At 66.9% G+C, this 23,436-nt stretch carries 21 protein-coding genes; 11 read left to right on the forward strand and 10 right to left on the reverse strand.

Annotation, left to right across the window (positions count from 1 at the left end):
- Positions 1-3 precede the first annotated feature (3 nt).
- Positions 4-2,454: a patatin-like protein gene (locus FBZ87_RS13205; protein WP_145610770.1), complete on the forward strand. Its 2,451-nt coding sequence runs from the start codon at positions 4-6 to the stop codon at positions 2,452-2,454.
- A gap of 133 nt (positions 2,455-2,587) precedes the next feature.
- Here the strand turns inward: FBZ87_RS13205 and FBZ87_RS13210 are convergent, their stop codons facing one another.
- Entirely contained in the window at positions 2,588-3,079 is a 492-nt protein-coding gene (locus FBZ87_RS13210; protein WP_145610771.1) for a DUF2244 domain-containing protein, read from the reverse strand.
- A gap of 96 nt (positions 3,080-3,175) precedes the next feature.
- Positions 3,176-3,940, reverse strand: a complete 765-nt coding sequence (locus FBZ87_RS13215; protein ID WP_145610772.1) for an SDR family oxidoreductase — start codon at positions 3,938-3,940, stop codon at positions 3,176-3,178.
- A gap of 136 nt (positions 3,941-4,076) precedes the next feature.
- On the opposite strand from FBZ87_RS13215, the gene FBZ87_RS13220 reads away from it, so the two are divergent.
- Positions 4,077-4,988 carry a LysR family transcriptional regulator gene (locus FBZ87_RS13220; RefSeq protein ID WP_145610773.1) on the forward strand — a complete coding sequence of 304 codons (912 nt, stop codon included), beginning with the start codon at positions 4,077-4,079 and terminating at the stop codon, positions 4,986-4,988.
- A gap of 167 nt (positions 4,989-5,155) precedes the next feature.
- Positions 5,156-5,797, forward strand: a complete 642-nt coding sequence (gene nth / locus FBZ87_RS13225; RefSeq protein ID WP_145610774.1) for an endonuclease III — start codon at positions 5,156-5,158, stop codon at positions 5,795-5,797.
- A 70-nt stretch (positions 5,798-5,867) separates the two neighbouring features.
- On the opposite strand, the gene FBZ87_RS13230 is transcribed toward nth, so the two are convergent.
- A complete protein-coding gene (locus FBZ87_RS13230; protein WP_246134387.1) occupies positions 5,868-6,707 on the reverse strand; it encodes a bactofilin family protein in 840 nt (279 codons plus the stop codon).
- An 81-nt stretch (positions 6,708-6,788) separates the two neighbouring features.
- Positions 6,789-7,493 carry an EI24 domain-containing protein gene (locus tag FBZ87_RS13235; protein WP_145610775.1) on the reverse strand — a complete coding sequence of 235 codons (705 nt, stop codon included), beginning with the start codon at positions 7,491-7,493 and terminating at the stop codon, positions 6,789-6,791.
- Between the two features lie 94 nt (positions 7,494-7,587).
- Between FBZ87_RS13235 and FBZ87_RS13240 the strand changes: the two genes are divergently transcribed.
- From FBZ87_RS13240 to FBZ87_RS13265, 6 genes are all read left to right on the forward strand, one after another.
- Positions 7,588-8,568: an adenosine kinase gene (locus FBZ87_RS13240; protein WP_145610776.1), complete on the forward strand. Its 981-nt coding sequence runs from the start codon at positions 7,588-7,590 to the stop codon at positions 8,566-8,568.
- A 192-nt stretch (positions 8,569-8,760) separates the two neighbouring features.
- Positions 8,761-9,294, forward strand: coding sequence for an inorganic diphosphatase (ppa, locus tag FBZ87_RS13245; RefSeq protein ID WP_004271346.1), 534 nt, complete (start codon positions 8,761-8,763; stop codon positions 9,292-9,294).
- A gap of 163 nt (positions 9,295-9,457) precedes the next feature.
- Positions 9,458-9,673 (forward strand): hypothetical protein, encoded by a 216-nt coding sequence (locus FBZ87_RS13250; protein WP_145610777.1) that lies wholly within the window; start codon positions 9,458-9,460, stop codon positions 9,671-9,673.
- Between the two features lie 45 nt (positions 9,674-9,718).
- Positions 9,719-10,009, forward strand: coding sequence for a type II toxin-antitoxin system RelE/ParE family toxin (locus tag FBZ87_RS13255; protein ID WP_145610778.1), 291 nt, complete (start codon positions 9,719-9,721; stop codon positions 10,007-10,009).
- Between the two features lie 163 nt (positions 10,010-10,172).
- Positions 10,173-12,896, forward strand: coding sequence for a bifunctional acetate--CoA ligase family protein/GNAT family N-acetyltransferase (locus tag FBZ87_RS13260; RefSeq protein ID WP_145610779.1), 2,724 nt, complete (start codon positions 10,173-10,175; stop codon positions 12,894-12,896).
- A gap of 165 nt (positions 12,897-13,061) precedes the next feature.
- Entirely contained in the window at positions 13,062-13,358 is a 297-nt protein-coding gene (locus FBZ87_RS13265) for a hypothetical protein (protein ID WP_145610780.1), read from the forward strand.
- A 126-nt stretch (positions 13,359-13,484) separates the two neighbouring features.
- Here the strand turns inward: FBZ87_RS13265 and xth are convergent, their stop codons facing one another.
- Positions 13,485-14,285 (reverse strand): exodeoxyribonuclease III, encoded by an 801-nt coding sequence (xth, locus tag FBZ87_RS13270; RefSeq protein WP_145610781.1) that lies wholly within the window; start codon positions 14,283-14,285, stop codon positions 13,485-13,487.
- 191 nt (positions 14,286-14,476) lie between these two features.
- Here xth and FBZ87_RS13275 point away from each other — a divergent pair, with 191 nt between their 5' ends.
- Entirely contained in the window at positions 14,477-15,307 is an 831-nt protein-coding gene (locus tag FBZ87_RS13275) for a S1 family peptidase (protein ID WP_145610782.1), read from the forward strand.
- Here FBZ87_RS13275 and FBZ87_RS13280 read toward each other — a convergent pair.
- The 5 genes from FBZ87_RS13280 to FBZ87_RS13300 all read right to left on the reverse strand — a co-directional run bounded on the left by FBZ87_RS13280 (position 15,304) and on the right by FBZ87_RS13300 (position 21,779).
- The gene (locus tag FBZ87_RS13280; protein ID WP_145610783.1) at positions 15,304-16,080 is read right to left on the reverse strand and encodes a gamma-glutamyl-gamma-aminobutyrate hydrolase family protein; all 777 of its coding nucleotides are present in this window, start codon (positions 16,078-16,080) and stop codon (positions 15,304-15,306) included. The genes FBZ87_RS13275 and FBZ87_RS13280 overlap by 4 nt on opposite strands.
- A gap of 213 nt (positions 16,081-16,293) precedes the next feature.
- The gene (locus FBZ87_RS13285) at positions 16,294-16,938 is read right to left on the reverse strand and encodes a LolA family protein (RefSeq protein WP_145610784.1); all 645 of its coding nucleotides are present in this window, start codon (positions 16,936-16,938) and stop codon (positions 16,294-16,296) included.
- Between the two features lie 129 nt (positions 16,939-17,067).
- A complete protein-coding gene (locus FBZ87_RS13290) occupies positions 17,068-19,794 on the reverse strand; it encodes a DNA translocase FtsK (RefSeq protein WP_145610785.1) in 2,727 nt (908 codons plus the stop codon).
- A 152-nt stretch (positions 19,795-19,946) separates the two neighbouring features.
- Positions 19,947-21,245, reverse strand: coding sequence for an aminotransferase class I/II-fold pyridoxal phosphate-dependent enzyme (locus tag FBZ87_RS13295; RefSeq protein ID WP_145610786.1), 1,299 nt, complete (start codon positions 21,243-21,245; stop codon positions 19,947-19,949).
- 195 nt (positions 21,246-21,440) lie between these two features.
- Positions 21,441-21,779, reverse strand: a complete 339-nt coding sequence (locus FBZ87_RS13300; protein ID WP_004272636.1) for a P-II family nitrogen regulator — start codon at positions 21,777-21,779, stop codon at positions 21,441-21,443.
- A gap of 396 nt (positions 21,780-22,175) precedes the next feature.
- Here FBZ87_RS13300 and FBZ87_RS13305 point away from each other — a divergent pair, with 396 nt between their 5' ends.
- Positions 22,176-23,426, forward strand: a complete 1,251-nt coding sequence (locus FBZ87_RS13305; RefSeq protein ID WP_145610787.1) for a UbiH/UbiF/VisC/COQ6 family ubiquinone biosynthesis hydroxylase — start codon at positions 22,176-22,178, stop codon at positions 23,424-23,426.
- Positions 23,427-23,436 lie beyond the last annotated feature (10 nt).

Consider the following 23,436-nt stretch of genomic DNA (forward strand, 5'->3'; position numbering starts at 1 on the left):
CGCATGGCCCTCGTCTGCTACGGCGGGGTGTCGCTGGCCGTGTACATGCACGGCGTCACCAAGGAACTGCTGAAGCTGGCCCGCGCCTCGCGCGTTTTCCACGGCACCCACGATCCCCGGCTGCGCAACACCGGCAGCTACCAGGCATTGCAGGACGACCTGGCCCGCCGCATCGGCTACAGCAGCGGCGCCAGCCTGGACGGCGGCGCCCAGACCCCGGACACGGAGGAGGTCTACGTCGCCCTGCTGCAGGAGGTGGGCGCCCATATCGACCTGCGCATCGTCATCGACGTCATCGCCGGATCGTCCGCCGGCGGCATCAACGGCGTGCTGCTGGCCCGCGCCCTGGCCCACGACCTGGACCTGGACGCCCTGACCGAGCTGTGGCTGGACGGCGCCGACGTCACCAACCTGATGGTGGAGGACGGCCGGGCGACGAAATGGAGCAAGTGGTTCCTGAAGCCCTTCCTGGCCTACGGCCTGGGCCGGCTGATGCGGCTGGCGCCGGATGACGAGATGCGCTGGAAGCTGTCCATGTTCGTGCGCTCGCGCTGGTTCAAGCCTCCCTTCGACGGCATGCGGCTGATGGAGATGCTGCTGGACGCGGCCGCCGCCATGGGCCGGCCGGTCAGCCCCTATGCCTCGCTGCTGCCGGCGGGGCAGTCCCTGTCCCTGTTCGTCACCGTCACCGACTTCCACGGCTTCCTGCAGCGCATCCCCGCGCACGACCCGCCTTCGGTGGAGGAGCGGGAGCATCGCCACGTTTTGAAGTTCCACTACCGCCGCTGGCCCGGCGGCCGGGTGGACACGGATTTCGGCGAGGGCGCCATCCCCGGCCTGGTGTTCGCCGCCCGCGCCACCTCCTCCTTCCCCGGCGCCTTCACGCCGGCGCACCTGCGGGCGCTGGACGGGCTGCTGGCCCGGCGGGGGCAGGGCTGGCCGGAGCGGGAACGCTTCCTGAAGCGCAACTTCCGCCGCTACACCGCCGCCGGCGTTGACCCGGGGCGCATCAGCTTCATCGACGGCAGCGTGCTGAACAACAAGCCCTTCGCCGAGGCCCTGCGCGCCATCTCCGGCCGCCCGGCCTATCGCGAGGTCGACCGCCGGCTGATCTACATCGACCCCGACCCCGCCCACCTGAAACGGGTGGCCAAGGCGGAAACGCCGGGCTTTTTCCGCACGCTCAAGGGGGCATTGTCGGACATTCCGCGCAACGAGCCGGTGCGCGACGAGCTGGTGTCCATCGACCGTAACAACGCCCGGGTGCGCCAGCTGCGCTCCGTCATCGATGCCGCCCGCCCCGGCATCACCCAGCTGGTGCATGAGGTGGTGGGGGGTGAGCCCCCGGCCGAACTGACCTATGCCCAAATCCATGACTGGCGGGAAATCGCCAACGGCCGCGCGGCCCAGGAGGCGGGCTTCGCCTATGAGGCCTACGTCCGCCTCAAGCTGACCTCGGTCCTGGACGCCATGGGCCGGCTGGTGGCGGTGGGCTGCGGCTACCAGCCGGGCACGGCCGCCGCCCGCCAGGCCACCGAGGCGCTGCACGCCTGGGCGCGGGCCACCGGCATCACCCCCGACCAGGTGACGACCTGGAGCCTGGAGCGGCGGGAGGACGGCCTGCCGGGTGGCGACGCGCCACCCTGGGTGCGCTTCCTGCTGGCCTTCGACGTGGGCTTCCGCGGCCGGCGCCTGCGCTTCGTCATCCGCGCCCTGAACGAACTGTATGCCCGGCTGGAGGAAGACGAGTTCACCGACGTCGCCGCCCGCGACCTGGATGAGATCAAGGCCAATCTCTACGACTGCCTGGAGCGGCTGCGCGTCTACGAGTCCGGCGCCTTCCTTAGCGCGGACGAGCGCGAGGCCTTGGCCGTGCCCTTCGTCGAGCCCCTGGCCATGGGCCGCCAGCCGGACGTGGCGGCGGTGGACCAGGTGATGTGGGATCTGGCACGGCGCATCGACCTGAACGCCATCAACCAGCAGGTGGACGAGATCTTCGCCCTGATGGGTCTGAACATGCTGGGCGTGGCGGCACGGCGGGAGCTGTTCGTGGCCTATGTCGGCTTCGCCTTTTGGGACGTGCTGACCTTTTCCATCAGCGGCTGGCGCGAGCTGGACGATTTGGAGGAGGTGCGGGTGGACCGCATCAGCCCGGACGACGCCCGCTTCTGCCAGGCCATGGGGGGCGCCATTCCCCTGAAAGGGCGGGAGATCAACCACTTCGGCGCCTTCTTCAGCCGCGTGCACCGCGAGAGCGATTATCTGATGGGCCGCCTGCATGCCGCCGACCGGCTGGTGGATCTGGTCCTGGACGCCGCCGGCCGCCCGCCGGGCGTGGATGGTCCCGGCCTGAAGCGCCGCCTGTTCGCCGCCATCGCCCGGACGGAGCGCCAGCGCCTGGGTGACAAGTCACCGGCGTTGCGCTGGCTGGAGACCATGCTGGCGGAAGGGTGAGGCCACCCACCGCGAAGGAGCGAAGCGACAAGGCCGCGACCGCGGCCGCCGGAGGTTTCCGGGCAGCGGAGCGGACTGGAAACTGAGGATAAGCCCAAGCCAGCGGATGCTGGCGCCCGGCGCCTGAGGGACGCTAAACCAAGCCTTGGCGATGTTTCGCCAGGGCTTGGTTGAGGACGCTGGCCACCTGCACCCGTTCCTCCATGGGGAGGAAACTGCCCACCACCAGACGCCTGCCGTGGCTGGTCAGCACCACCTGGCTGTCGTGTTGGGCGGGATCGTCCATGTGGACGCGCAGCCAATAGGGGATGAAGGACCAGCTGCGGCTGGGGCGGCGGGGTTCCACCCGCTCCACCGTCAGGGCCTGGTCGGTCAGTTCCACCCGCTCATACAGCCGGGCGGAGCGGTAGCTGGCGCGGAAGGCCAGGTAGATCACCAGCACATCCACGCCGCAGAAACCGATGACCGGCCAGGCGCCGCGCAGAAAGAAGACCAGGCCCACGCCGAAGCTGACCGCCGCCACCAGCCCCATGAGGATGCGGAACCCCTTCGGCGACAGGCTGCGGTGGGGCCGCAGGATGACGCTGAGCCAGGTCTGCCTCAGGGTGGTTTCGTCATGGATCATGGACAAAACAGTAGGGCGGCCTCACCACCTGGTAAAGGCCGCCCCGTGCGGGGCGTCAGGCCCCGGTCATGCTGTCCGCGCTGGGGTGCGCGCGCCTTAGCTACGGGTGATGGAGATACCGCCGTCCACCAGCTGGGCCGTGCCGGTGACGAAGGACGAGTCGTCCGACGCCAGGTAGAGGACGGCGCGGGCCAGTTCTTCCGGCTGGCCCGCGCGGCGCAGGGCGTGGGCGTTGTTCACCCAGTCACGCTTCTCCGCCGTGTCGTTGGCGGCGTGGTACATCTCGGTCTCCACCGCACCCGGGAGCACGGCGTTGACACGCACGCCCTGTGGGCCGAACTCGGCGGCCAGCGCCTGGGTCAGGCCGATCAGGCCGGACTTGCTGGCGGCGTAGGCGGCCAGGCCGGGGAAGGCGAAAGTGTGGCCAACGAAAGTGGAGGTGAAGACCACCGAACCGCCGCCGTTCTTCACCATCTGGCCGATCTGGTGCTTGGCACCCAGGAAGGGGCCGGTCAGGTTCACGGCCAGGGTGTTGGCCCAGCCGGCCTCGCTCACGCCGGTGCTGGGGCCAGCCTCACCCAGGGTACCGGCGTTGTTGAAGGCGATGTCCAGGCGGCCGAAGTGTTCCACCGCCAGGGCCACCAGGGCCTGGTTATAATCCTCATGCTGGACGTCGCCGGCCAGCGCCACGGCCTGGCCGCCGGCGGCGGTGATCTCAGCCACCAGGCTGTCCAGTTCCGCCTGGCGGCGGGCACCGACCACGACCTTCGCGCCCTCCGCCGCGAACAGCTTGGCGGTGGCGCGACCGATGCCTGAGCTGGCGCCGGTAACGAGGGCGACCTTGTTCTGCAAACGAGCCATTTTCTCTCTCCGATGCTGGGTCGGCGCGACGACCGCGCCGCTGACAGACAAAGATTTACCTTTCAGCAGCACTTGCATCGATGGGGCGAAAGTGAGCTTATGATTCATCTTTCCTGAATAATGGCAAGGCTGCCCCATGGACAGGCTGCGCGCATTCGAGGTGTTTTCCACCGTGGTGGCCCGGGGCGGCTTCGCCAAGGCGGCGGACGCGCTGAACACCTCCCCCGCCAACGTCACCCGCTATGTCAGCGAGCTGGAGACCTACCTGGGCAGCCGGCTGCTGAACCGCACCTCGCGCCGGTTGTCGCTGACCGAGGCGGGCGAGGCGCTGTATGAGCGCGCGCAGACCATCCTGGAAGAGGTGGCGGAGGCGGAGGCGCTGGCATCCGCCACCACGTTGAAGCCCCGGGGGCGGCTGCGGGTGAACGCGCCGCTGAGCTTCGGCATCCGGCATCTGGCGCCGCTGTGGCCCCGCTTCATGGCGCAGTATCCCGACGTGCTGCTGGACATCGCCCTGACCGACCGGGTGGTGGACATGGTGGAGGAGGGCTTCGACCTGGGCATCCGCATCTCGCGCGGCGGGTCGCCCACTTACGCCGCGCGCAAGCTGGCCACCTCACGCAACGTGCTGTGCGCGGCGCCCGACTACCTGGCCCGCCACGGCGTGCCAAAGACGCCGGACTGCCTGGCCAGCCATGTGCGCATCGCCTACAGCTACACCGGCGTGCCGGAGGACTGGGTGCTGCTGGACCCGGAGGGCAAGCCCGTCACCGTGCGCATTCCCATCCGCCTGGTGACCAACAACGGCGATACCGCCCGCGCGGCCGCCCTGGCGGGACAGGGCATCATCTGGCAGCCCACCTTCCTGATTGGCGACGACCTGCGCGCCGGCCGCCTGGTGCCGGTGCTGCCGGAGCATCGCATCCCCGACATCGACATCCTGGCCGTCTATCCCAGCCGCCGCCATGTCAGCGCCAAGGTCCGCGCCTTGATCGACTTCCTGGCCGACGCCTTCCACGGCACCCCGGCTTGGGAGTGCGCCCCTTGATCCGCCCGCCTTGCCACCCGTAGATTTGCCGGCCACATGCCCCGTAGTGCACCCCTCTACCCCAGGCCGCGACCGCGGCCGCCGGAAGTTTCCGGGGAGCGTCAGCGGACTGGAAACTGAGGATAAGCCAAGGGGCGCATGCCCCGCCGGCGCTTGAGGCCCCGAACATGAAACGCGCGAACATCCAGGAATTTTTCCGCAGGCTGGCGGAGCGGGATCCGGAGCCGAAGACAGAACTGGAGTATGTGAACCCCTACACCCTGCTGGTGGCGGTGGTGCTCTCGGCCCAGGCCACGGACGTCGGCGTGAACAAGGCGACCAAGGCGCTGTTCAAGATCGCCGACAACCCGGCGGCCATGGTGGCGCTGGGGGAGGCCACGGTGCGGGACCATGTGAAGACCATCGGCCTGTACAAGACCAAGGCCGCCAACGTCATCCGCCTGTCGGAAATCCTGCTGGAGAAACACGGCGGCCTGGTGCCGCGCAAGCGTGAGGATCTGGAGGAACTGCCGGGCGTGGGCCGCAAGACGGCCAACGTGGTGCTGAACGTGGCCTTCGGGGAGCCGACCATCGCCGTCGACACCCATATCTTCCGCGTGTCCAACCGCACCGGCCTGGCGCCGGGCAAGACGGTGGAGGCGGTGGAGGAGAAGCTGGTGAAGGTGGTGCCCAAGGCCTACCGCCTGCATGCCCACCACTGGCTGATCCTGCACGGCCGCTATATCTGCAAGGCGCGCAAGCCGGATTGCGCCGTGTGCAGCGTCATCGATCTGTGCGCCTATGAGGCCAAGACGGCGCTGACAGCCTAAGTCGTTCCGGAAATGAAATGGGCCAGTCCCGTAAAGGACTGGCCCGTAAAAAACCAGGTGGCGGCGAGGCTTACTCTTCAGTGCCCGTAGCCACCACGGCCTCGACTTCCTTTACCGGTCGGGCGCGGGATTCGCCGGTCAGCGTCTCGATGGTGCCGATCAGCAGGCCACCCTGTTCCACTTCCAGCACGCCGTAGCGGATGTTGCCCTGGATGCGGCCGGTGGAGCGGACGCGCAGGGTGCCGCGCACGGAGATATCGCCTTCGAAACGACCGCCGATGTCGGCCTCGTCGATCTCGACCGAGCCCTTGAACAGGCCGCTGTCGGTCACCTCGATGGCGCGGCCCTCGCGCAGCTTGGCCTCCACCGTGCCTTCCACCACCAGGATGTCGCAGGCGGCGATTTCACCGGACAGGGAAATCTCACGGCCGACGATCAGTTTGCGCATGTCGTTGGTAGGCAAGGGGGCATTTCCTTCAGTACCGGTGGGGGCGACGCGCCGGGGCGGCGTGCCGGGAATTTCCACGACACGACGGGGAATGTCACTACGAAAACCACCGGTGGCCGCGCCGGCCGGTGCCGGGGTCGCGGGCGTGGCCGGCACCGGCGTGGCGCCGGCGCCCAGACCGCCGCCACCCCCAAGGCCGCTGTTCCCCAGGCCAAGCGAAGGCTGACCCGGCGTCGGTGTGGGGCCGGGCGTCGGCGTCTTGAACTGCATATCGATCCCCTTGTCTGAGGGCCCCCTGCTGGCCGCGGCCAGATTGGACGAGGGCTCCGGTTCGGAAACGGGTTCCACGGCCGGGGAGGCCGGGGGCGTGGGCTCAGCCACCGGAACAGGCGTGCGAAGGTCGGCCGGCTTGGCCGGGTCGCCGCCAACGGGGCCCAGGTTCGGTCGGTTACGTCGGAACATCGGCGTTGTCCCCAAATCTTCGTGTCGCGCGGCCAGCCTGGCCCGTTCGGGGCCTGGACCGGTCGTTGAAGGTCGTTCTTTTTATGAGTTCGCCCGGGGTGCGACCGGCAGCGGACTTCGCGTTCCGCCTGTGGGCAGGAACCCGCCGAACAGGTGGAGCATGAAGGCCGTCGCCAGAACCGGCGCGAACAGATTCACAACAGGCAGCAAGGAAATAAAGGCAATAATGAGGCCCGCGCAAAAAATTCGCCCCCTATAGCGCAGACGGAGTAGGCGCACCTGGTCGGAGGGCATGCGGCGCACCGCCACTTGGTCGAAATACTGGCGTCCCAGCAAGAAACCGTTGGCCAACGGATAGGCCACGGCACCCACCGGCGGCAAAAGCCACAGGGGCAGCACGGCGACGTTGACGATGATCAGCAGGGCTGTGAACCGCAGCGCGATGGCGGCCTCTTCCACCACACCGGCGTCGCGCGGCGGCGGCAGGGTGGGGTACCACCGACGCTCTACAGCGCGGGCCACGGGTTCCAGCAGCATGCCGGCGATGGCCGCCACCACAACCAGGAAGAAGTACCAGGCCAGCGCCACGACACCGAGGGCGCCCGCCACCGTGATCAGGGGATCCAGCCAGGCCTTGCCCGTGGGATGCAGGCGGTCCAGCCCCCAAGAGACGGCGACCCCCAGCACGATGAAGGACAGCAGCGTCAGGATAAAAGAACGCGCCATCACCCGCAGCAGGGCGGGATCGAAGGCCTGGGCAAGGGTGCGGAACAGGGCGCGGATCATCTCAGCATCCTAGGTAGTATGCCCCCGCGCTTGCCGCAAGCGGCCCTATCTCTATACTGCGGCCCCAAGTTTTTGCCGATCCGGAGGATTTTAAGTGACGGCTGAATTGGATGTGGTTGGGATCGGCAACGCGATCGTCGACGTGATCACGCAGACGACCGACGTTTTCCTGGCGGACAACCGCCTGGACAAGAACAGCATGCGCCTGATCGACACGGCCGAGGCCGAGGCGCTGTACGCCAAGATGGGCCAGGGCATGGAGATGTCGGGCGGTTCCGCCGGCAACACCATGGCCGGCATCGCCATGCTGGGCGGCAAGGGCGCCTTCATCGGCAAGGTGGCGGGCGACCAGCTGGGCCAGGTCTACCGCCATGACATCGAGGCGGTGGGCTCGCGCTTCGTCACCACCGACCTGGACGACGGCACGCCCACCGGCCGCTGCCTGATCCTGGTGACGCCGGACGCCGCGCGCACCATGAACACCTATCTGGGCGCCGCCGTTCGCCTGACCCCGGCCGACATCGACGAGGCGCTGATCGCCTCGGCCCAGGTCACCTACATGGAAGGCTACCTCTGGGATCCGCCGGCCGCCAAGGAAGCCTTCCTGAAGGCGGCGTCGGCCGCCCATGGCGCCGGCCGCAAGGTGTCGCTGTCCCTGTCCGACGCCTTCTGCGTGAACCGCCACCTGGACAGCTTCCGCGACCTGGTGGCCGGCCATGTCGACGTGCTGTTCGCCAATGAGGCGGAGATCACCGCGCTTTACGGCACCGACTTCGATCAGGCGGTACAGGCGGTGCGCGGCCAGGTGGCCGTGGCGGCGCTGACCCGCAGCGAGAAGGGTGCCGTCATCGTCACGCCGGATGAGATCGTCACCGTGCCGGCCGCCCCGGTGGCCAAGGTGGTGGATACCACCGGCGCGGGCGACCTGTTCGCCTCGGGCTTCCTCTACGGCTACACCCGGGGCCGCGACATGGCCGCCTGTGGCGCCATGGGCGCCATTTGCGCGGCCGAGATCATCAGCCACTACGGCGCGCGCTCGCAGGCCGACCTGCGCCAGCTGGTGGCTGGCATCTAGGCGCCCCCACTTTCCAAGGGAATGGCGGCGCCGGATGGGCGTTCCCGCATGGGCGCCCATCCGGCGCCGCTATCCTTTGCCCGCTTTTTTTCGCAGGTGCACTCGCATAGACTGCGCCGCGCCGGGCACCCCTTCGGGCCCCGAACCCATCATCACGGTTCAACCGTTTGTCGTGACGCAAAGGCAACTTCCATGGACATGAGCAAGATCCCGGTCGGCAAGAACGCCCCGTGGGACATCAACGTCGTCATCGAGATCCCGCAGGGCGGTCAGCCGGTGAAGTACGAGGTGGACAAGGACTCGGGCGCCATCTACGTCGACCGCTTCCTGCACACCGCCATGTATTATCCGGCCAACTACGGCTTCGTGCCCCACACCCTGTCGGGCGACGGCGACCCGGCCGACGTGCTGGTGGTCAGCAACACCCCGGTGGTTCCGGGCGTGGTGCTGCGCTCGCGCCCCATCGGCGTGCTGCTGATGGAGGACGAGGCCGGCATGGATGAGAAGATCCTGGCCGTGCCGGTGGACAAGCTGCACAGCTTCTACACCAACGTCAGCAGCTACAAGGACCTGCCGGAGATCCTGGTGGAGCAGATCGCCCACTTCTTCGAGCACTACAAGGACCTGGAGAAGGGCAAGTGGGTGCGCATCGTCCGCTGGGGCGACGCCGACGAGGCCGCCAAGATGATCAGCGACGCCATGGAGCGCTACAACGCCCAGAAGTAAGCGTTCCACGTCGATCTTCGATCGTGTTTTTGCTGAGCCGCCGGAAGCAATTCCGACGGCTCAGCTGTTTCTGGTGCGCTCATTCGCAACCTCGTCACGAGGATATGCATTGGGGTAGTATCCAAGGAAAGACATGCCATATGAGTCCGGTAAGGAGATGACCATGGCTGGCAGCAAGGCAGCGGCATCGCGGACATCACAAGCTGGCGCGACGCAGCGCCAGTTCGCGCATGAGGCTGAGCTGCTGCGCGAAGGTCTCGAGGATATGGCCACCGGTCGCTTTATCGAGGATGATGAAGTGGATGCTTGGCTTGACCGTCTCGTCCAAGGTGAAGACCTGGATATTCAACCACCACAAAAGCCGCTGAAACGCCGCTAAGGCCGCAGCCTCACCGTGGTGCCTTCTTCCCGAAGAAAACTTATCATGACTTACGCCGCAAATCGGGATTTGGCGGCTGCCCGCGATTGGCTACAGCAGCCGGGAGCCGGTGTCGCAGCCGAGAACCAGCTTATCCGAATCAGCGCCGCCATCAAGGAACTGAAGACCGCTCCCTGCCGATGGCCTGTGGGCGATCACGCTGGCATCCGCGAGCGTCCGGTGGAGGGCTATTTGGTGATGTATCGGGTCGAACCTGATACGGACAACAATCAGACGGCCGGCAACGTTTGGATCCTGCGTGTTTTCGGTCCCTTCCAAAATCGGGAAGCCACCTGACCTATCGCCAAGGAGTGCCGCACCAGCCTTGGTCGGGGGCGCCGTTGCGGCTAGGCTGGCGGAAAGCTTGAGACATGTCATGGCCGTGCCACCGGGCGCTGCTATGGTCGGCCCCCAAGCCCAACCGGCATCGGGGAACGGCAGAGGACAGAAGGAAGGCCATATGACCATCCGCAACCTGCACCACCTGTTCAAGCCGTCGTCCATCGCCCTGATCGGCGCCAGCCGCCGCCCCCATACCGTGGGCGCAGTGGTGGCCCGCAACCTGTTCGCCGGCGGTTTCGACGGCCCCATCATGCCGGTGAACCCGCAGGAACGCTCCATCGAGGGGGTGCTCACATATCCCGACGTGGCGTCGCTGCCCGTGGTGCCGGATCTGGCCGTCATCTGCACCCCGCCCTCCACCGTGCCGGAACTGATCCGCCAGCTGGGGGAGCGCGGCACCAAGGCCGCCGTGGTCATCACCGCCGGCTTCGCCGAGCTGGGGGAGGCGGGCAAGGCCCTGCAGCAACAGGTGCTGGACGCCGCCAAGCCGCACCTGTTGCGCGTTGTTGGACCCAACTGCCTGGGCGTGATGGCGCCGGGCAACGGCCTGAACGCCAGCTTCGTCCACGTGCCGCCGCTGCGGGGCGACATCGCCCTGCTGGCGCAGAGCGGCGCCGTCGTCACCTCGGTCGTCGACTGGGCCACGCCGCGCGGCATCGGCTTTTCCCACCTGGTGTCGCTGGGCGGCATGGCCGACGTCGATTTCGGCGACCTGTTGGACTTCATGGCCCAGGACGGGCATACGCGCGCCATCCTGCTGTATGTCGAGGCCATCGCGCATGCCCGCAAGTTCATGTCGGCCGCCCGCGCGGCGTCGCGATCCAAGCCGGTCATCGTCATCAAGGCCGGCCGGTCGGACGAGGCGGCGCGCGCCGCCAGTTCCCACACCGGCTCGCTGGCCGGGGCCGACGCCATCTACGACGCCGCCTTCCGCCGCGCCGGCATGTTGCGCGTGGGGGAATTGAGCGAACTGTTCGACGCGGTGGAGACGCTGGCCACCGGCGTGCAGATCAAGGGCGACCGCCTGGCCATCCTGACCAACGGTGGCGGCATGGGCGTGCTGGCCGCCGACAGCCTGATCGAGCAGGGCGGCCGCCTGGCCCAGCTGTCGCCCGAGGCCATCGCCAAGCTGGACAACCTGCTGCCTCCGACCTGGAGCCATGGCAACCCCATCAACCTGTTGGGCGACGCCAACGGCAAGCGCTATGCCGACGCCCTGGCGGTGCTGCTGGAGGAGAAGGGCTGCGACGCCATCCTGGTGATGAACTGCCCCACCGCCGTCGCCGACAGCGGGGAGACGGCACGCGCCGTCATCGAGACCCTGCGCGGGAAGCGCTTCCCCGTGCTGGCAAACTGGCTGGGCGAGGGGGCGGCGGTGGAGGCGCGGCGCCTGTTCGCCGCCAACCGCATCCCCAGCTACCAGACCCCGGACGAGGCCATCCGCGCCTTCATGCACCTGGTGCGCTACCGCCGGAACCAGGATGAGCTGATGGAGGTGCCGTCCACCGTGCCGGACCAGTTCGTGTATGACGGTGTGGCGGCCCGCGTCCCCATCGAGCAGGCCCTGGCCGAGGGACGCGCCTGGCTGTCGGAGTACGAGGCCAAGCAGGTCTTGCGCGCCTATGGCATCCCGGTGGTGGAGACGGTGACCGCCGCCGACCCCGAGGAGGCGGAGGCGGCCGCCCGCCGGCTGGCCATGCCGGGCCGGAACAGCCGGCTGGCCCTGAAGATCCTGTCGCCCGACATCACCCATAAGTCGGACCTGGGCGGCGTGGCCCTGAACCTGGCGCCCGACGAGGTGCGGCTGGAGGCGGAGGCCATGCTAGCCCGCATCCGCGCGGCGGCCCCCGGCACCCGCATCGAGGGCTTCACCGTGCAGCAGATGGCCCACATGCCGGGGGCGGTGGAGCTGATCGTGGGCATGACCGACGACCGGCTGTTCGGACCCGTGCTGGTCTTCGGCCAGGGCGGCACGGAGGTGGAGGTAGTGCAGGACAAGGCGCTGGCCCTGCCGCCGCTGAACATGAACCTGGCGCGCGACATGATGGCCCGCACCCGCGTGCACAAGCTGCTGCAGGGCTATCGCCACCGCCCGCCGGCCGATCTGACGGCCATCGCCCTGACTCTGAACAAGGTGTCGCAGCTGGTCATCGACTTCCCCGAAATCCAGGAACTGGACATCAACCCGCTGTACGCTGGGGCGGACGGCGTCATGGCCCTGGACGCCCGCATCCGCGTGGCGCCCCCGCCGGAGCCAGGGGCGGTGCGCCTGGCCATCCGCGCCTATCCGAAGCGGCTGGAGCAGCATGTCCAAATCCATGACGGGCGTGAATTCCTGATCCGGCCCATCCGGCCGGAGGATGAGCCGCTGATCCACGACATGATCGCCCGCACCGCCATCGAGGACATCCGCCTGCGCTTCTTCGCGCCCATGCGCCGCCTGTCGCGCGCCATGGCCGCCCGCCTGACCCAGATCGACTATGACCGCGAGATGGCCCTGGTGGCCATCGCCCCCGACCCGGCGCCGCCGGTGGCCGAGGGGTCGGACCTGCGCCCGGGCGACGAGGCCATCTTCGGCACCGTGCGCATCACCGCCGACCCGGACAACGAGAAGGCAGAGTACGCCGTGCTGGTGCGCAGCGACATGAAGGGCAAGGGCCTGGGCTATCTGCTGATGACCCGCATCCTGGACTATGCCCGTACCCGGGGCATCCGCGAGGTGTTCGGCGAGGTGCTGCGCGAGAACGTCACCATGCTGCAGATGTGCCGCGACCTGGGCTTCAAGCAGACCGACTATCCGGACGACCCCGGCATTGTCGAGGTGCATTACACATTTGGCTGAAGCGTGACCGCCCGAAGACAAGGAACAGACATCAAATTAAGTAAAATTGTCTGTAGTCCAAGTCGTCGCCACCATAGGACTCGGCGCGCTGCTGCATGACTGCCCGGTTATTTACGCCGTCGGTGCGTATTGACTCATCCTTGAGGAAAGCGTTGAGTCGTTCGCATGATTGTCCCGCCCATCACCGCCCAGGCCGTGCCGACCCCGGTACTGACGCCGCAGCAGCAGTCGCCGACGCAGAACCCGTCGTTCCTGGCGGCTGTCGCGGGCGCGCAAGGGGCGGCCAAGCCGGTGGCGACGCAGACGGCCAACGCGGCCCAGCCCACCGGCAAGTCGGAAGCCGGCAAAGACAACCGCAGTGGCACCGACACCGGCCAGGCGACCGACACCGGTGCCAACGCCGTCCGCGCCCGCAGCAGCGCCCACCCCTGGCGCGGCCAGATGCTGGACGTGACTGTTTAGTTTTTAGTTTTCCGTGTTCCCTCAGGCGCCGGCGCGGCCATCCGGCCGCTTGACTATCCTCGCTTTCCAGTCCGCCTGCGGCTCCCCAGAAAGCTCCGGCGGCCGCAGTCGCGGCCTACGGCCGTTTTATGCCGCCTCAGACAGATCAATCATCACCGGCACATGGTCCGATGGCTTGGGGCCCCAGCCGCGCGCCTCGCGCAGCACGGTGTAGCCCAGCAGCCTGGGCACCAGGGCTGGCGTGACCCAGATGTGGTCCAGGCGGCGGCCGCGATCGGACAGGCCCCAGTCGGCGGAGCGGTAGGACCACCAGGTGTACAGCCTCTCCGTGGCCGGCAGGAAATGGCGCACGGCGTCCACCCACTCCCCCGCCCGCATCATGGCGTCCATCTTCTCCACCTCGATGGGGGTGTGGGAAATGACGTTCAGCAGGGCGCGGTGGGACCAGACGTCGTTTTCCAAGGGCGCGATGTTCAGGTCCCCCACCAGGATGCGGGGCTTGTGCCGGTCTTCCAGCCCCTCACCCCAGGCGGTCAGCTCATCCAGGAAGCGCAGCTTGTGCCGGAACTTGTCGTTCAGGTCGGGGTCGGGGATGTCGCCGCCGGCGGGAATGTAGAAATTGTGCAACTCGATGCCGCCCGGCAGTTCCGCCTGCACATGGCGGCAGTCCTGCCGTTCACACCACAGTGCACCGCCCGTGCCGGACAGCGGCAGGCGGGAGAGGATGGCGACGCCGTTATAGCTTTTCATCCCCCGCACATGGGTGTGGACATAGCCCCGATCCGCCAGCGCCTTCAGCGGGAAGGCGTCGTCGATGACCTTGGTTTCCTGCAGGCAGAGGACATCGGGGCCGTAGTCGTCGACCAGGCGCAAGACCATGTCCAGGCGCAGCCGTACCGAGTTGATGTTCCAGGTAACGATGCGCACAATAACCTTCTTCTATTTTTAGTAGATAAGCCTAAAGAAATAAGCTAAAGTTTAGCTTACCATTTTGAGGAATTAAATATGCCCCTCTCCATGAATAGGCGAACATTAATTCACTCACTGACATTATATATTTCCGCAACATTTAATCTAGCAAAAGGAGCAGATGTCGAAATGTTCGAGCCATATCTTTGATGGAGAACGTAGCTTATTGCACTACAAAGATAATAGGTGTTGGAGAAGGAAGAAAACCCATTAATACGGGAACAGGTTTCATATTCGGATATGATTCTGGAAGTAACGGCTCAGTCCCGGTGTTAATTACAAATAAGCATGTCGTTGAAGGGACGAAGGAAATAGCCATAAGGTTGCACACAGCCAAGAAAGGCGAAAAGAAGCCAAGTGGAAGTGTAAATGCGCTTATACCCGGAGGTGGGTCTGGTCAGTGGTATTTTCATCCAGATCCCAACGTTGATATATGCGCTATTATAATAGGTCAAGTATTAGGTAGTGATAAAGTGAATGCATTTTACAGAATGATAAAAGAAGAAAATATTCCAACTCAAACTCAGCTAGAATCTCTTGATTTATTAGAAGACGTCATAATGATGGGATATCCGATAGGTTTGTCCGACGAATTAAATAATTATCCAATTATCCGTAGAGGAATCACCGCATCACATCCAGCTGTTAGGTTTAATGGAAAACCTATAGTGGTTGTCGATATGGCATGTTTTCCAGGATCTTCAGGATCTCCCATATTCATCTATAATAGAGGTTTCTATACAGACAAAAATCGTAACACTACAGCAGGACAGGATCGCTTATTCTTTTTAGGCATTTTGGCATCCGGTCCTGTAATGAAGTCATCTGGCGAAATAACGATGAGGGAAATCCCCACAGCGTTAACGCCAGTACCGTTGATAGATACGATGATTAACTTAGGATATGTGTTTAAGTCGAGCGAAATTCTGAATATGAAACAAGGCATTTTTCAAAAATATGGCCTCAAGACGACTCCCTAACGTCGTGCCATCCTCGCGGCAACCCGCGCCCGCACCGCGTCGCCGAAAGCCTTGAACAGCGCGACCGAGGCCGGGTCTTCCCAGAAGCGCCACTCGGGGTGCCACTGCACGGCCAGGGCGAAGGTGGCGCCCTCGACCCGCACGGCCTCGATCAGGCCGTCTGGGGCCGTCGCCTCCACCACCAGGCCAGGGGCCAGGCGGTCTATGCCCTGCTGGTGCAGGGAGTTGACGGTCATGCGCTCGCGCCCGGTGACGCGGGCCATCAGGCCATCAGGGGCCAGGTCCACGGCGTGGGCGCCGCCGTACTGCACCTCCAGCGGCTGGCTTTCGTCATCGCGATGGTCCATCAGGCCGCGCACGTCCTGCACCTTCTGGTGCAGGGTGCCGCCCAGGGCCACGTTCAGTTCCTGCAAACCGCGGCAGATGGCGAACATCGGCAGGTCGGCGTCCAGCGCGGCGCGGTACAGGGGCAGGGTGGTGGCGTCGCGCGCCAGGTCGTGCAGGGTACCGGGTTCCGACAGCGGGCCCTGGTAGCGGTCGGGATGGACGTTGCTGGGGCTGCCGGTGAACAGCAGGCCATCCAGGCGGGACACCACCTCCGCCGCGTCATACCGGTCACCCAGGGCCGGCAGCAGCACGGCCAGGGCGTGGACGCCGTCCGACACGGCGCGCACATACTTGTCGCCCACGACATGGAAAGGGTGGCGCCCCAAAGTGCGGTAGTCGGCGGATACGCCGACAATGGGTAATCCAGTACGGGGAAGGCTGGTCATCGCTGAACCCTCCTTTGCTTCAGGGCCGCCGGCGCGGCCTTATGCGAATGGCATTTGATCGTGACCAATCAAATGCCCCCTCACGCGGCGGGCGGACGCATCCGCGTCCTTGCCTCATCCTCGATTTCCAGTCCGCCTTCGGCTTCCCGGAAATCTCCGGCGCCCGCAGTCGCGGGCTACAGTGGCACGAACCAACATCCCGTGCCGCTGATGTCAGTCGCGTTCCTTGCGGCGGCTGGGATCGCGGAAATAGAACTGGTTGTCGTCCAGGCTGACGCCCGTCTGCGTATCTAGCAGCGCCACCTCGGTGGTGGTCCCCTGGGCGTCCAGCACCCGCCACTTCTTCAGGCCGAAGGGCTGTTCCTGGAACATCAGGGTCAGGCGGCCCAGGCCGGGATCCTTGGTCTGGACCAGCGTCACCTCCAGCACGCCGGCGCTGTCGTCCATGGAGGTGACGGTGACGTCACCGGACAGGTGCAGATCGGGCCGCAGAATGAAGTCGGCCATGGTGCTGCCGATGGGGGCGTTCGACTGTTCCTTGGACTCGGCGTCCCAGAAATAGACGAAATGGCCGTCGGCCACGATGAAGTTCTTGTTGGGCGGATCATAGTCGATCCGCATCTTGCCCGGCCGCTTCAGCTGGAAGGTGCCGCGCACCAGGCTGCCGTCGGGGTTCACCTGCTGAAACTGCGACTTCAGCGTCTGGATGCCGTTGAGGTAGGTCTCCACCTGCGTCAGCTTGGCCTTGTCCTCATCGGTGAACTGGGTGGGCGGCTTGGCGGCGGCGATCCCGGGAAGGGCCAGGGGAGCGACGGAAGCGAGCGCGATGAGGGCGGCGAGGGCGGTGCGGCGGATCATGGTGCCTTCAGGATAGACCGCGCTTTAAGGCGGAATTTTGGTGGCGATAACAATGTGTTGAAAAATCGGCCCGGAAGGGGAGGGGGCGTACGTCGCGCGTACACCTGCCCCCTTGCACCTTCCCTGGCCTCAGTTCACGCGCTCATGATCATCGATGTTGCGCGCCAGCACCTCGCGCTTGCCGACATGATTGGCGCGGCTGACCACGCCTTCCTGTTCCATGCGCTCGATCAGGCGGGCGGCGCTGTTGTAGCCGATGCGCAGGTGACGCTGGATGAAGCTGGTGCTGGCCTTGCCCTCGCGGCAGACCACGGCCACCGCCTGGTCATAGAGGTCGTCGCCCGAGCTGCCGTTGCCACCGGCGCCGCCACCGCCCGACCCGCCATCGTCGTCGAAGGGGCTGGCGTCGTCTTCCTCCGTCACCGCGTCGACGTAGTTGGGCTCACCCTGGGCCTTCAGGAACTTCACCACGTCCTCCACCTCCTGGTCGCGGACGAAGGGACCGTGGACGCGGGTGATGCGGCCGCCGCCGGCCATGTAGAGCATGTCGCCCTGGCCCAGCAGCTGTTCGGCACCCTGTTCGCCCAGGATGGTGCGGCTGTCGATCTTCGAGGTGACCTGGAAGCTGATGCGGGTGGGGAAGTTGGCCTTGATGGTGCCGGTGATGACGTCCACCGAGGGGCGCTGCGTCGCCATGATGATGTGGATGCCGGCGGCGCGGGCCATCTGGGCCAGGCGCTGGATGGCGGCCTCGATGTCCTTGCCGGCCACCAGCATAAGGTCGGCCATCTCATCGACGATGACGACGATATAGGGCAGTTCCGTCAGGTCGATGGGCTGGTCCTCGAACACCGGCTTGCCGGTGTCGGGGTCGAAGCCCGTCTGGATGCGGCGGGTCAGCGTCTCGCCGTTCTGGCGCGCCTCGCGCAGGCGCATGTTGTAGCCGTCGATGTTGCGCACGCCCAGTTTAGACATGGCGCGGTAGCGGTCCTCCATCTCACGCACCGTCCACTTCAGGGCCACCACCGCCTTCTTCGGGTCGGTCACCACCGGCGCCAGCAGGTGGGGGATGCCCTCGTAGATGGACAGTTCCAGCATCTTGGGATCGACCATGATGAAGCGGCATTTCTCCGGCGGCAGCCGGTAGAGCAGCGACAGGATCATGGTGTTGATGGCCACCGACTTGCCCGAACCGGTGGTGCCGGCGACCAGCAGGTGGGGCATGCGGGCGAGATCGGCGATCACCGGCTGGCCGCCGATGTCCTTGCCCAGCACCAGGGCCAGCTTGTGCTGGCTGCGGTCGTAGGTATCCGCCTCCAGCAGTTCGCGCAGGTAGACGGTTTCCCGCTTGGCGTTGGGCAGCTCCACGCCGATGACGTTGCGGCCAGGCACCACCGCCACGCGGACGGACACGGCGCTCATGGACCGGGCGATGTCGTCGGCCAGGCCGATGACGCGGGACGACTTGGTGCCCGGCGCCGGTTCCAATTCATAGAGGGTGACGACGGGGCCGGGGTGGACCTTGCCGATCTCACCCTTCACGCCGAAGTCGTCCAGCACGCCTTCCAGCAGCTGGGCGTTCTGGCGCAGGCCTTCCTCGTTCACGCCCGGGCTGCGCACCGACAGGTCGGGCAACTGCAGCAGGTCCACCGGCGGCAGTTCGTATTCGCTGGGCCCATCGGGTTCCAGGTCCAGGCTGGACTGCACCGGTGCCGGCGCCTTGCGCGCGATCTCCACCGGCTTGGCCTTGGGCGGCACGACGGTCGCCAAGGGCCGGCGGGGGGCGGCCTCGCCTTCGACCGCCAGCTCTCCGTCACGCGGCGGCTCACGGTCGGCGGGGCGATCTAGCGGCGGGATGGACAGACTGGGTTCACGGCGCGTGCCGTCGCCGAAGCCGGGTTCCCGGCGGGGCACCGGCGCGGCCCGCTTGGGCGCCGACAGGCCCCTCAGCGTATCGGCCAAGCCACCCTTGAGACCGCCGGCGATGCCGCTGAGGCCACCGATGCCGCCCCCCAGCGCGGAACCGGCGGCGGCGCGGAGGCGCCCTGCCAAGCCAGCGGCGGGGACGGCCGTTTCCTCCACGTACTCCTCATACGCCTCGTCCTCCGGCTCATAGGTCGGTTCGGGCGCGCGGCGGACGGAGGCGGGCTTGGGCTTCAGGACGGGGCGCCACTGGCCGGCCCGGCGAATGAGGCCATAGGTGGCGCCCACGGCGGCGAAGGCCTGGTAGAAGGGCACGCCCAGGGCCACGACGATCAGCGCCACGGTGGCGAAGGCCATGACCAGGCCCAGCACCACCGGGCTGCTCCACCCCACATGGCTGGCGATGAAGCGATCGACCAGGGTGACGATGACGCGGCCGGCGTTGCCGCCGGCGCCACCGCCGAAGGGGGCAGAGATGCCGCCCAGCGACACGCCGGCCAGGGTGATGGCGAACAGGCCGGCGGCGATGCGTCCGGCCCAGAAGCTGGGCGGGTCGTGGCGCAGGATGCGCACGCCCCAGCCGGCGATGATGACCGCCAGCAGATAGGCCGCCAAGCCGAAGGACTGCACCAGCACGTCGGCGGTGTAGGAGCCGAAGGCCCCCGCCACGTTGTGCACGACCGTGTGCGGGCCGGCCGTGTTCCAGGAGGGGTCGTTGGGGTCGTAGCTGAACAGGATGGCGGCCAGCGCCAGGGCCAGCAGCACGACACACAGGCCGCCCACCTCGGTGGCCCGGCGCATCAGGAACTGCGACGCGCCCTCAGGCAAAAGGCTGCCCCGCCGGCGCTTGCCCGGGCCGGTGGGCGCGGGGCCAGAGGACAGGGGATCGCGGTTGCCCCGGGAACCGGGGGTGGAGGCAAGGCGGGTCGTCATGGGCCGTCGCTCGTTCCTGAAAACTTACGGGCGTGGGTCAAATGTCGGAATCGGTGCCGTTACCCGTTCGGGCGGCGGGCCGATTCCAGGAAGTAAACACGGTATCAGGCAACTTTATGTCAGGCCGAAAACCGGGTGTGCCGGGGTGGTGGTCATCCCAACACCCGGGCTATCGTCTCACAGGCGCAGGCCACCGTTTCGGTGTCGTGCACCAGGGCCACGCGGATATAGGGGTGGCCGGCGTTGCTGCCGTCCGGTTCCGATCGCGTGAAGTACGCGCCGGGCAGCACGCGCAGGCCCGCCTCGCCCCACAGCCGGCGGGTGGCGGCTTCGCCGTCGCCCACCTCCAGCCAGAGGAAGAAGCCGCCGGCCGGGCGGTAGAAACCGTAGCGGCCCTTCAGCGCCGCCTCCGCCGCATCGATCTTCTGGCGGTAGAGGCGCCGGTTCTCCTCCACATGCGCGTCGTCACTCCACAGCGCGGCGGCCGCGGCCAGCGCCGGCAGGGCGTTGCCGGCCAGGGCGTAGCTGCGCAGGCGGGTGAACGCCTGGATCAGGGCGGGATCGCCGGCGATGAAGCCGGACCGCAGGCCGGCGGCGCTGGACCGCTTGGACAGGGAGTTGAACACCAGCAGGTTGGCAGTTCCCTGGCCCGCTTTCCCCTGGCCGGCCCCATCGTTTTCCAGGGCCAATGCCGCCTCGAACCCGCCGGGGGGTGGGGCCTTGTCCCAGATCTCGGCATAGCATTCGTCCAGCGCCAGGACGAAGCCGTAGGCGCGGGCGAGGCCAATGGCCTTCTTCAGGTACGCCAAGTCCGCCACCGCCCCTTGCGGGTTGCTGGGCGTGCACAGATACATCAGCGCCGTGCGGGCCAGCAGGTCGGGCGACAGCGCGTCCAGGTCGGGCAGGAAGCCGGTTTCACGGGTGGCCGGCATGAATACCGGCTCGGCCCCCGCCAGCGCGGCGGCCCCCTCGTACACGGCGTAGAAGGGGTTGGGGATCAGCACCGCGGGCTGGCGACCGTCTTTCCGCTGCGGCGTTGCCAGCAGCGCCACCTGGAACAACGCCTCACGCGTGCCCGTGGCGGGCAGGATGCCCTTGTCCACGTCCACGAAGCCCGCAGGCAGACCGTAGCGGCGGCAGAGCCAGCCGTACACGGCGGCACGGAAGGGGGCCGTGCCGATGGTGGGCGGATATTTGCCCCAGTCGGCCAGGGGGGCCGCGGCCAGCGCCTGCGCCAGCAGGGCGGGCGGTTCGTGCTGCGGCTCGCCGATGGACAGCATGAGCGGGGTGGTGTTGCTGCGCGGCGTCACGTCCGCCAGCAGCGCGCCCAGCCGGGTGAAGGGATAGTCCGACAGCCCGCCCAGGCGGCCGTTCAGGGACGGCCCCACGGTCGGGCCCCCAACAACCGGGTGCGTCGTGACGGAAAGCCGGGAGTCGGCCGCCAGTTCCATGGGAAAAATCGTGTCCGGACATATCGGGAAGACGGCCCGATATTAGCCGCCGGACCCCGCCCCCACAAGGCCCACAGCGTTTCATCACCCCCAGCCCCGGCCCGGAAAGCGCCTTAGAATCCGTGGATTTGCCCCTAAATGCTTAGAAACCCGATGAAAAGCGGACCAAGGCGCCCCGGGGGCGTCACGGCATATTCATAAGGCGGGCTGGCCCCGCTCGCCCGTACGGATGCGCACCGCGTCGGCGATGGTCATGACGAAGATCTTGCCGTCGCCGATGCGGCCGGTGTTGGCCGTGGCCTGTATCGCCTCGACCACGCTTTCCATCTGGTCGTCGGGCACCGCCACCTCGATCTTCACCTTGGGCAGGAAGTTCATGGCGTATTCCGCCCCCCGGTAAATCTCCGTCCGGCCCTGCTGCCGGCCACAGCCCCGCACCTCGCTGACCGTCACGCCCAGATGCCCCATGTCCGCCAAGGCCTCACGCACTTCATCCAGCTTGAACGGTTTCAACACCGCCACCACGAGCTTCATCGGCAGTCCTCGAAGGCCGGGGCTCCGGAGAACCCCCGTGTAGGGTAGGCGGCGCCGGTCGGCGGGCCCTGTTGGGCGCCCGGTTCTTCAAGAAGCGTGCCGTATTCACAAGATTGTCGCGCCTAACCCCAAAGGAGCGCGCGCATGGAAGGCGGCGGGGCGGTAATCCGCCGTGCCGCCGCCACTTTTTGGCGCACAGCCTGCCAAAGGATGATGCCAAATGCGGTTCACCGCCCACGAAGCGGGGGCAATTGCATAAATTATAGGCAATCCAGGCCTGGTTAAAGGGCATGAGCGTGGCACTGGACAAGCGCCAGTGGGCTCGCGATGCTGCGCCCTTGGTTCCCGCGTGTTCCCCTGTCCCTTGCCTATACCCCCTGCCCCGAGGCATCGCCGATGTCCACCGAAGCGCCAGCGCCCACCACCGACACCGATCTTATCGCTGACGTCGCCATCGTAGGCGGCGGCCTGGCCGGCCTGTCGCTGGCGGCGGCGCTGGGCACGGCCGGCGTGCGCACGCTGTGCATCGACCGCGACAGCCCGGCCCACCAACTGGGCGCCACCTTCGACGGCCGCACCACCGCCATTTCCCACGGCAGCAAGAAGATCCTGGAGGGGGCCGGGGTGTGGGCCCACCTGAACGGCGACGCCGGCCCCATCCTGGACATCCGCGTCACCGACCAGAACCGCCCGACCTTCTTGCATTACGACCACCGGGAGGTGGGCGACCAGCCCTTCGGCTACATCGTCGAGAACATCGTGCTGCGCCGGGCGCAGTTCGCCCGCCTGGCGGAGCTGCCGTCCGTCACCCACCTGGCGCCGGTGGAGGTGACGGCCCTCGATCGCGGCCCCACCATGGCCACCATCACCCTGGCGGACGGCCGGCGCGTACGCGCCCGCCTGGTGGTCGGCGCCGACGGGCGGGGCAGCCTGTGCCGCAAGGACGCCGGCATCGCCCTGGTCGGCGGCAGCTATGACCAGACGGCCATCGCCGTGACGGTGGAGCATGAGTTCCCCCACCACGGTGTGGCAGTGGAAATGTTCCTGCCTAGCGGGCCGTTCGCCATGCTGCCCCTGACCGGCAACCGCACCTCCATCGTCTGGTCGGACAAGAGTGCCGCCGTGCCCCACTACATGGGCCTGGACGAGGTGGCCTTCACCGCCGAGTTGCAAGCCCGCATCGGCGACTGGCTGGGGGCGGTGCGGCCCATCGGCGGGCGCTACATCTTCCCCCTGTCTTGGCAGCATGCCCAGCGCTATATCGACCGCCGCCTGGCGCTGATCAGCGAGACCATCCACGCCATGCACCCCATCGCCGGGCAGGGCCTGAACATGGGCCTGCGGGATCTGGCGGCCCTGGCGGAGGTGATCGTCGACGCCTGGCGCCTGGGCCTGGACGTCGGCGGTACGGCGACGCTGGAGCGCTACCAGCGCTGGCGCCGCTTCGACAACGTCAGCCTGCTGGGCGTGACCGACGGCCTGACCCGCCTGTTCTCCAACGACATCGCCCCCTTGAAGGTGGCGCGCGGCCTGGGCTTGGCGGCCGTCAACTCCGCCCCGCTGATGCCGCTGAAGAAGCTGTTCATGCGCCACGCCATGGGCATCGTCGGCGAGCTGCCGCGCCTGGTGCGGGGGGAACCGCTGTAAACCCGTGACG

Source organism: Nitrospirillum amazonense, assembly GCF_007828035.1.
Classification (GTDB): Bacteria; Pseudomonadota; Alphaproteobacteria; order Azospirillales; family Azospirillaceae; genus Nitrospirillum; species Nitrospirillum amazonense.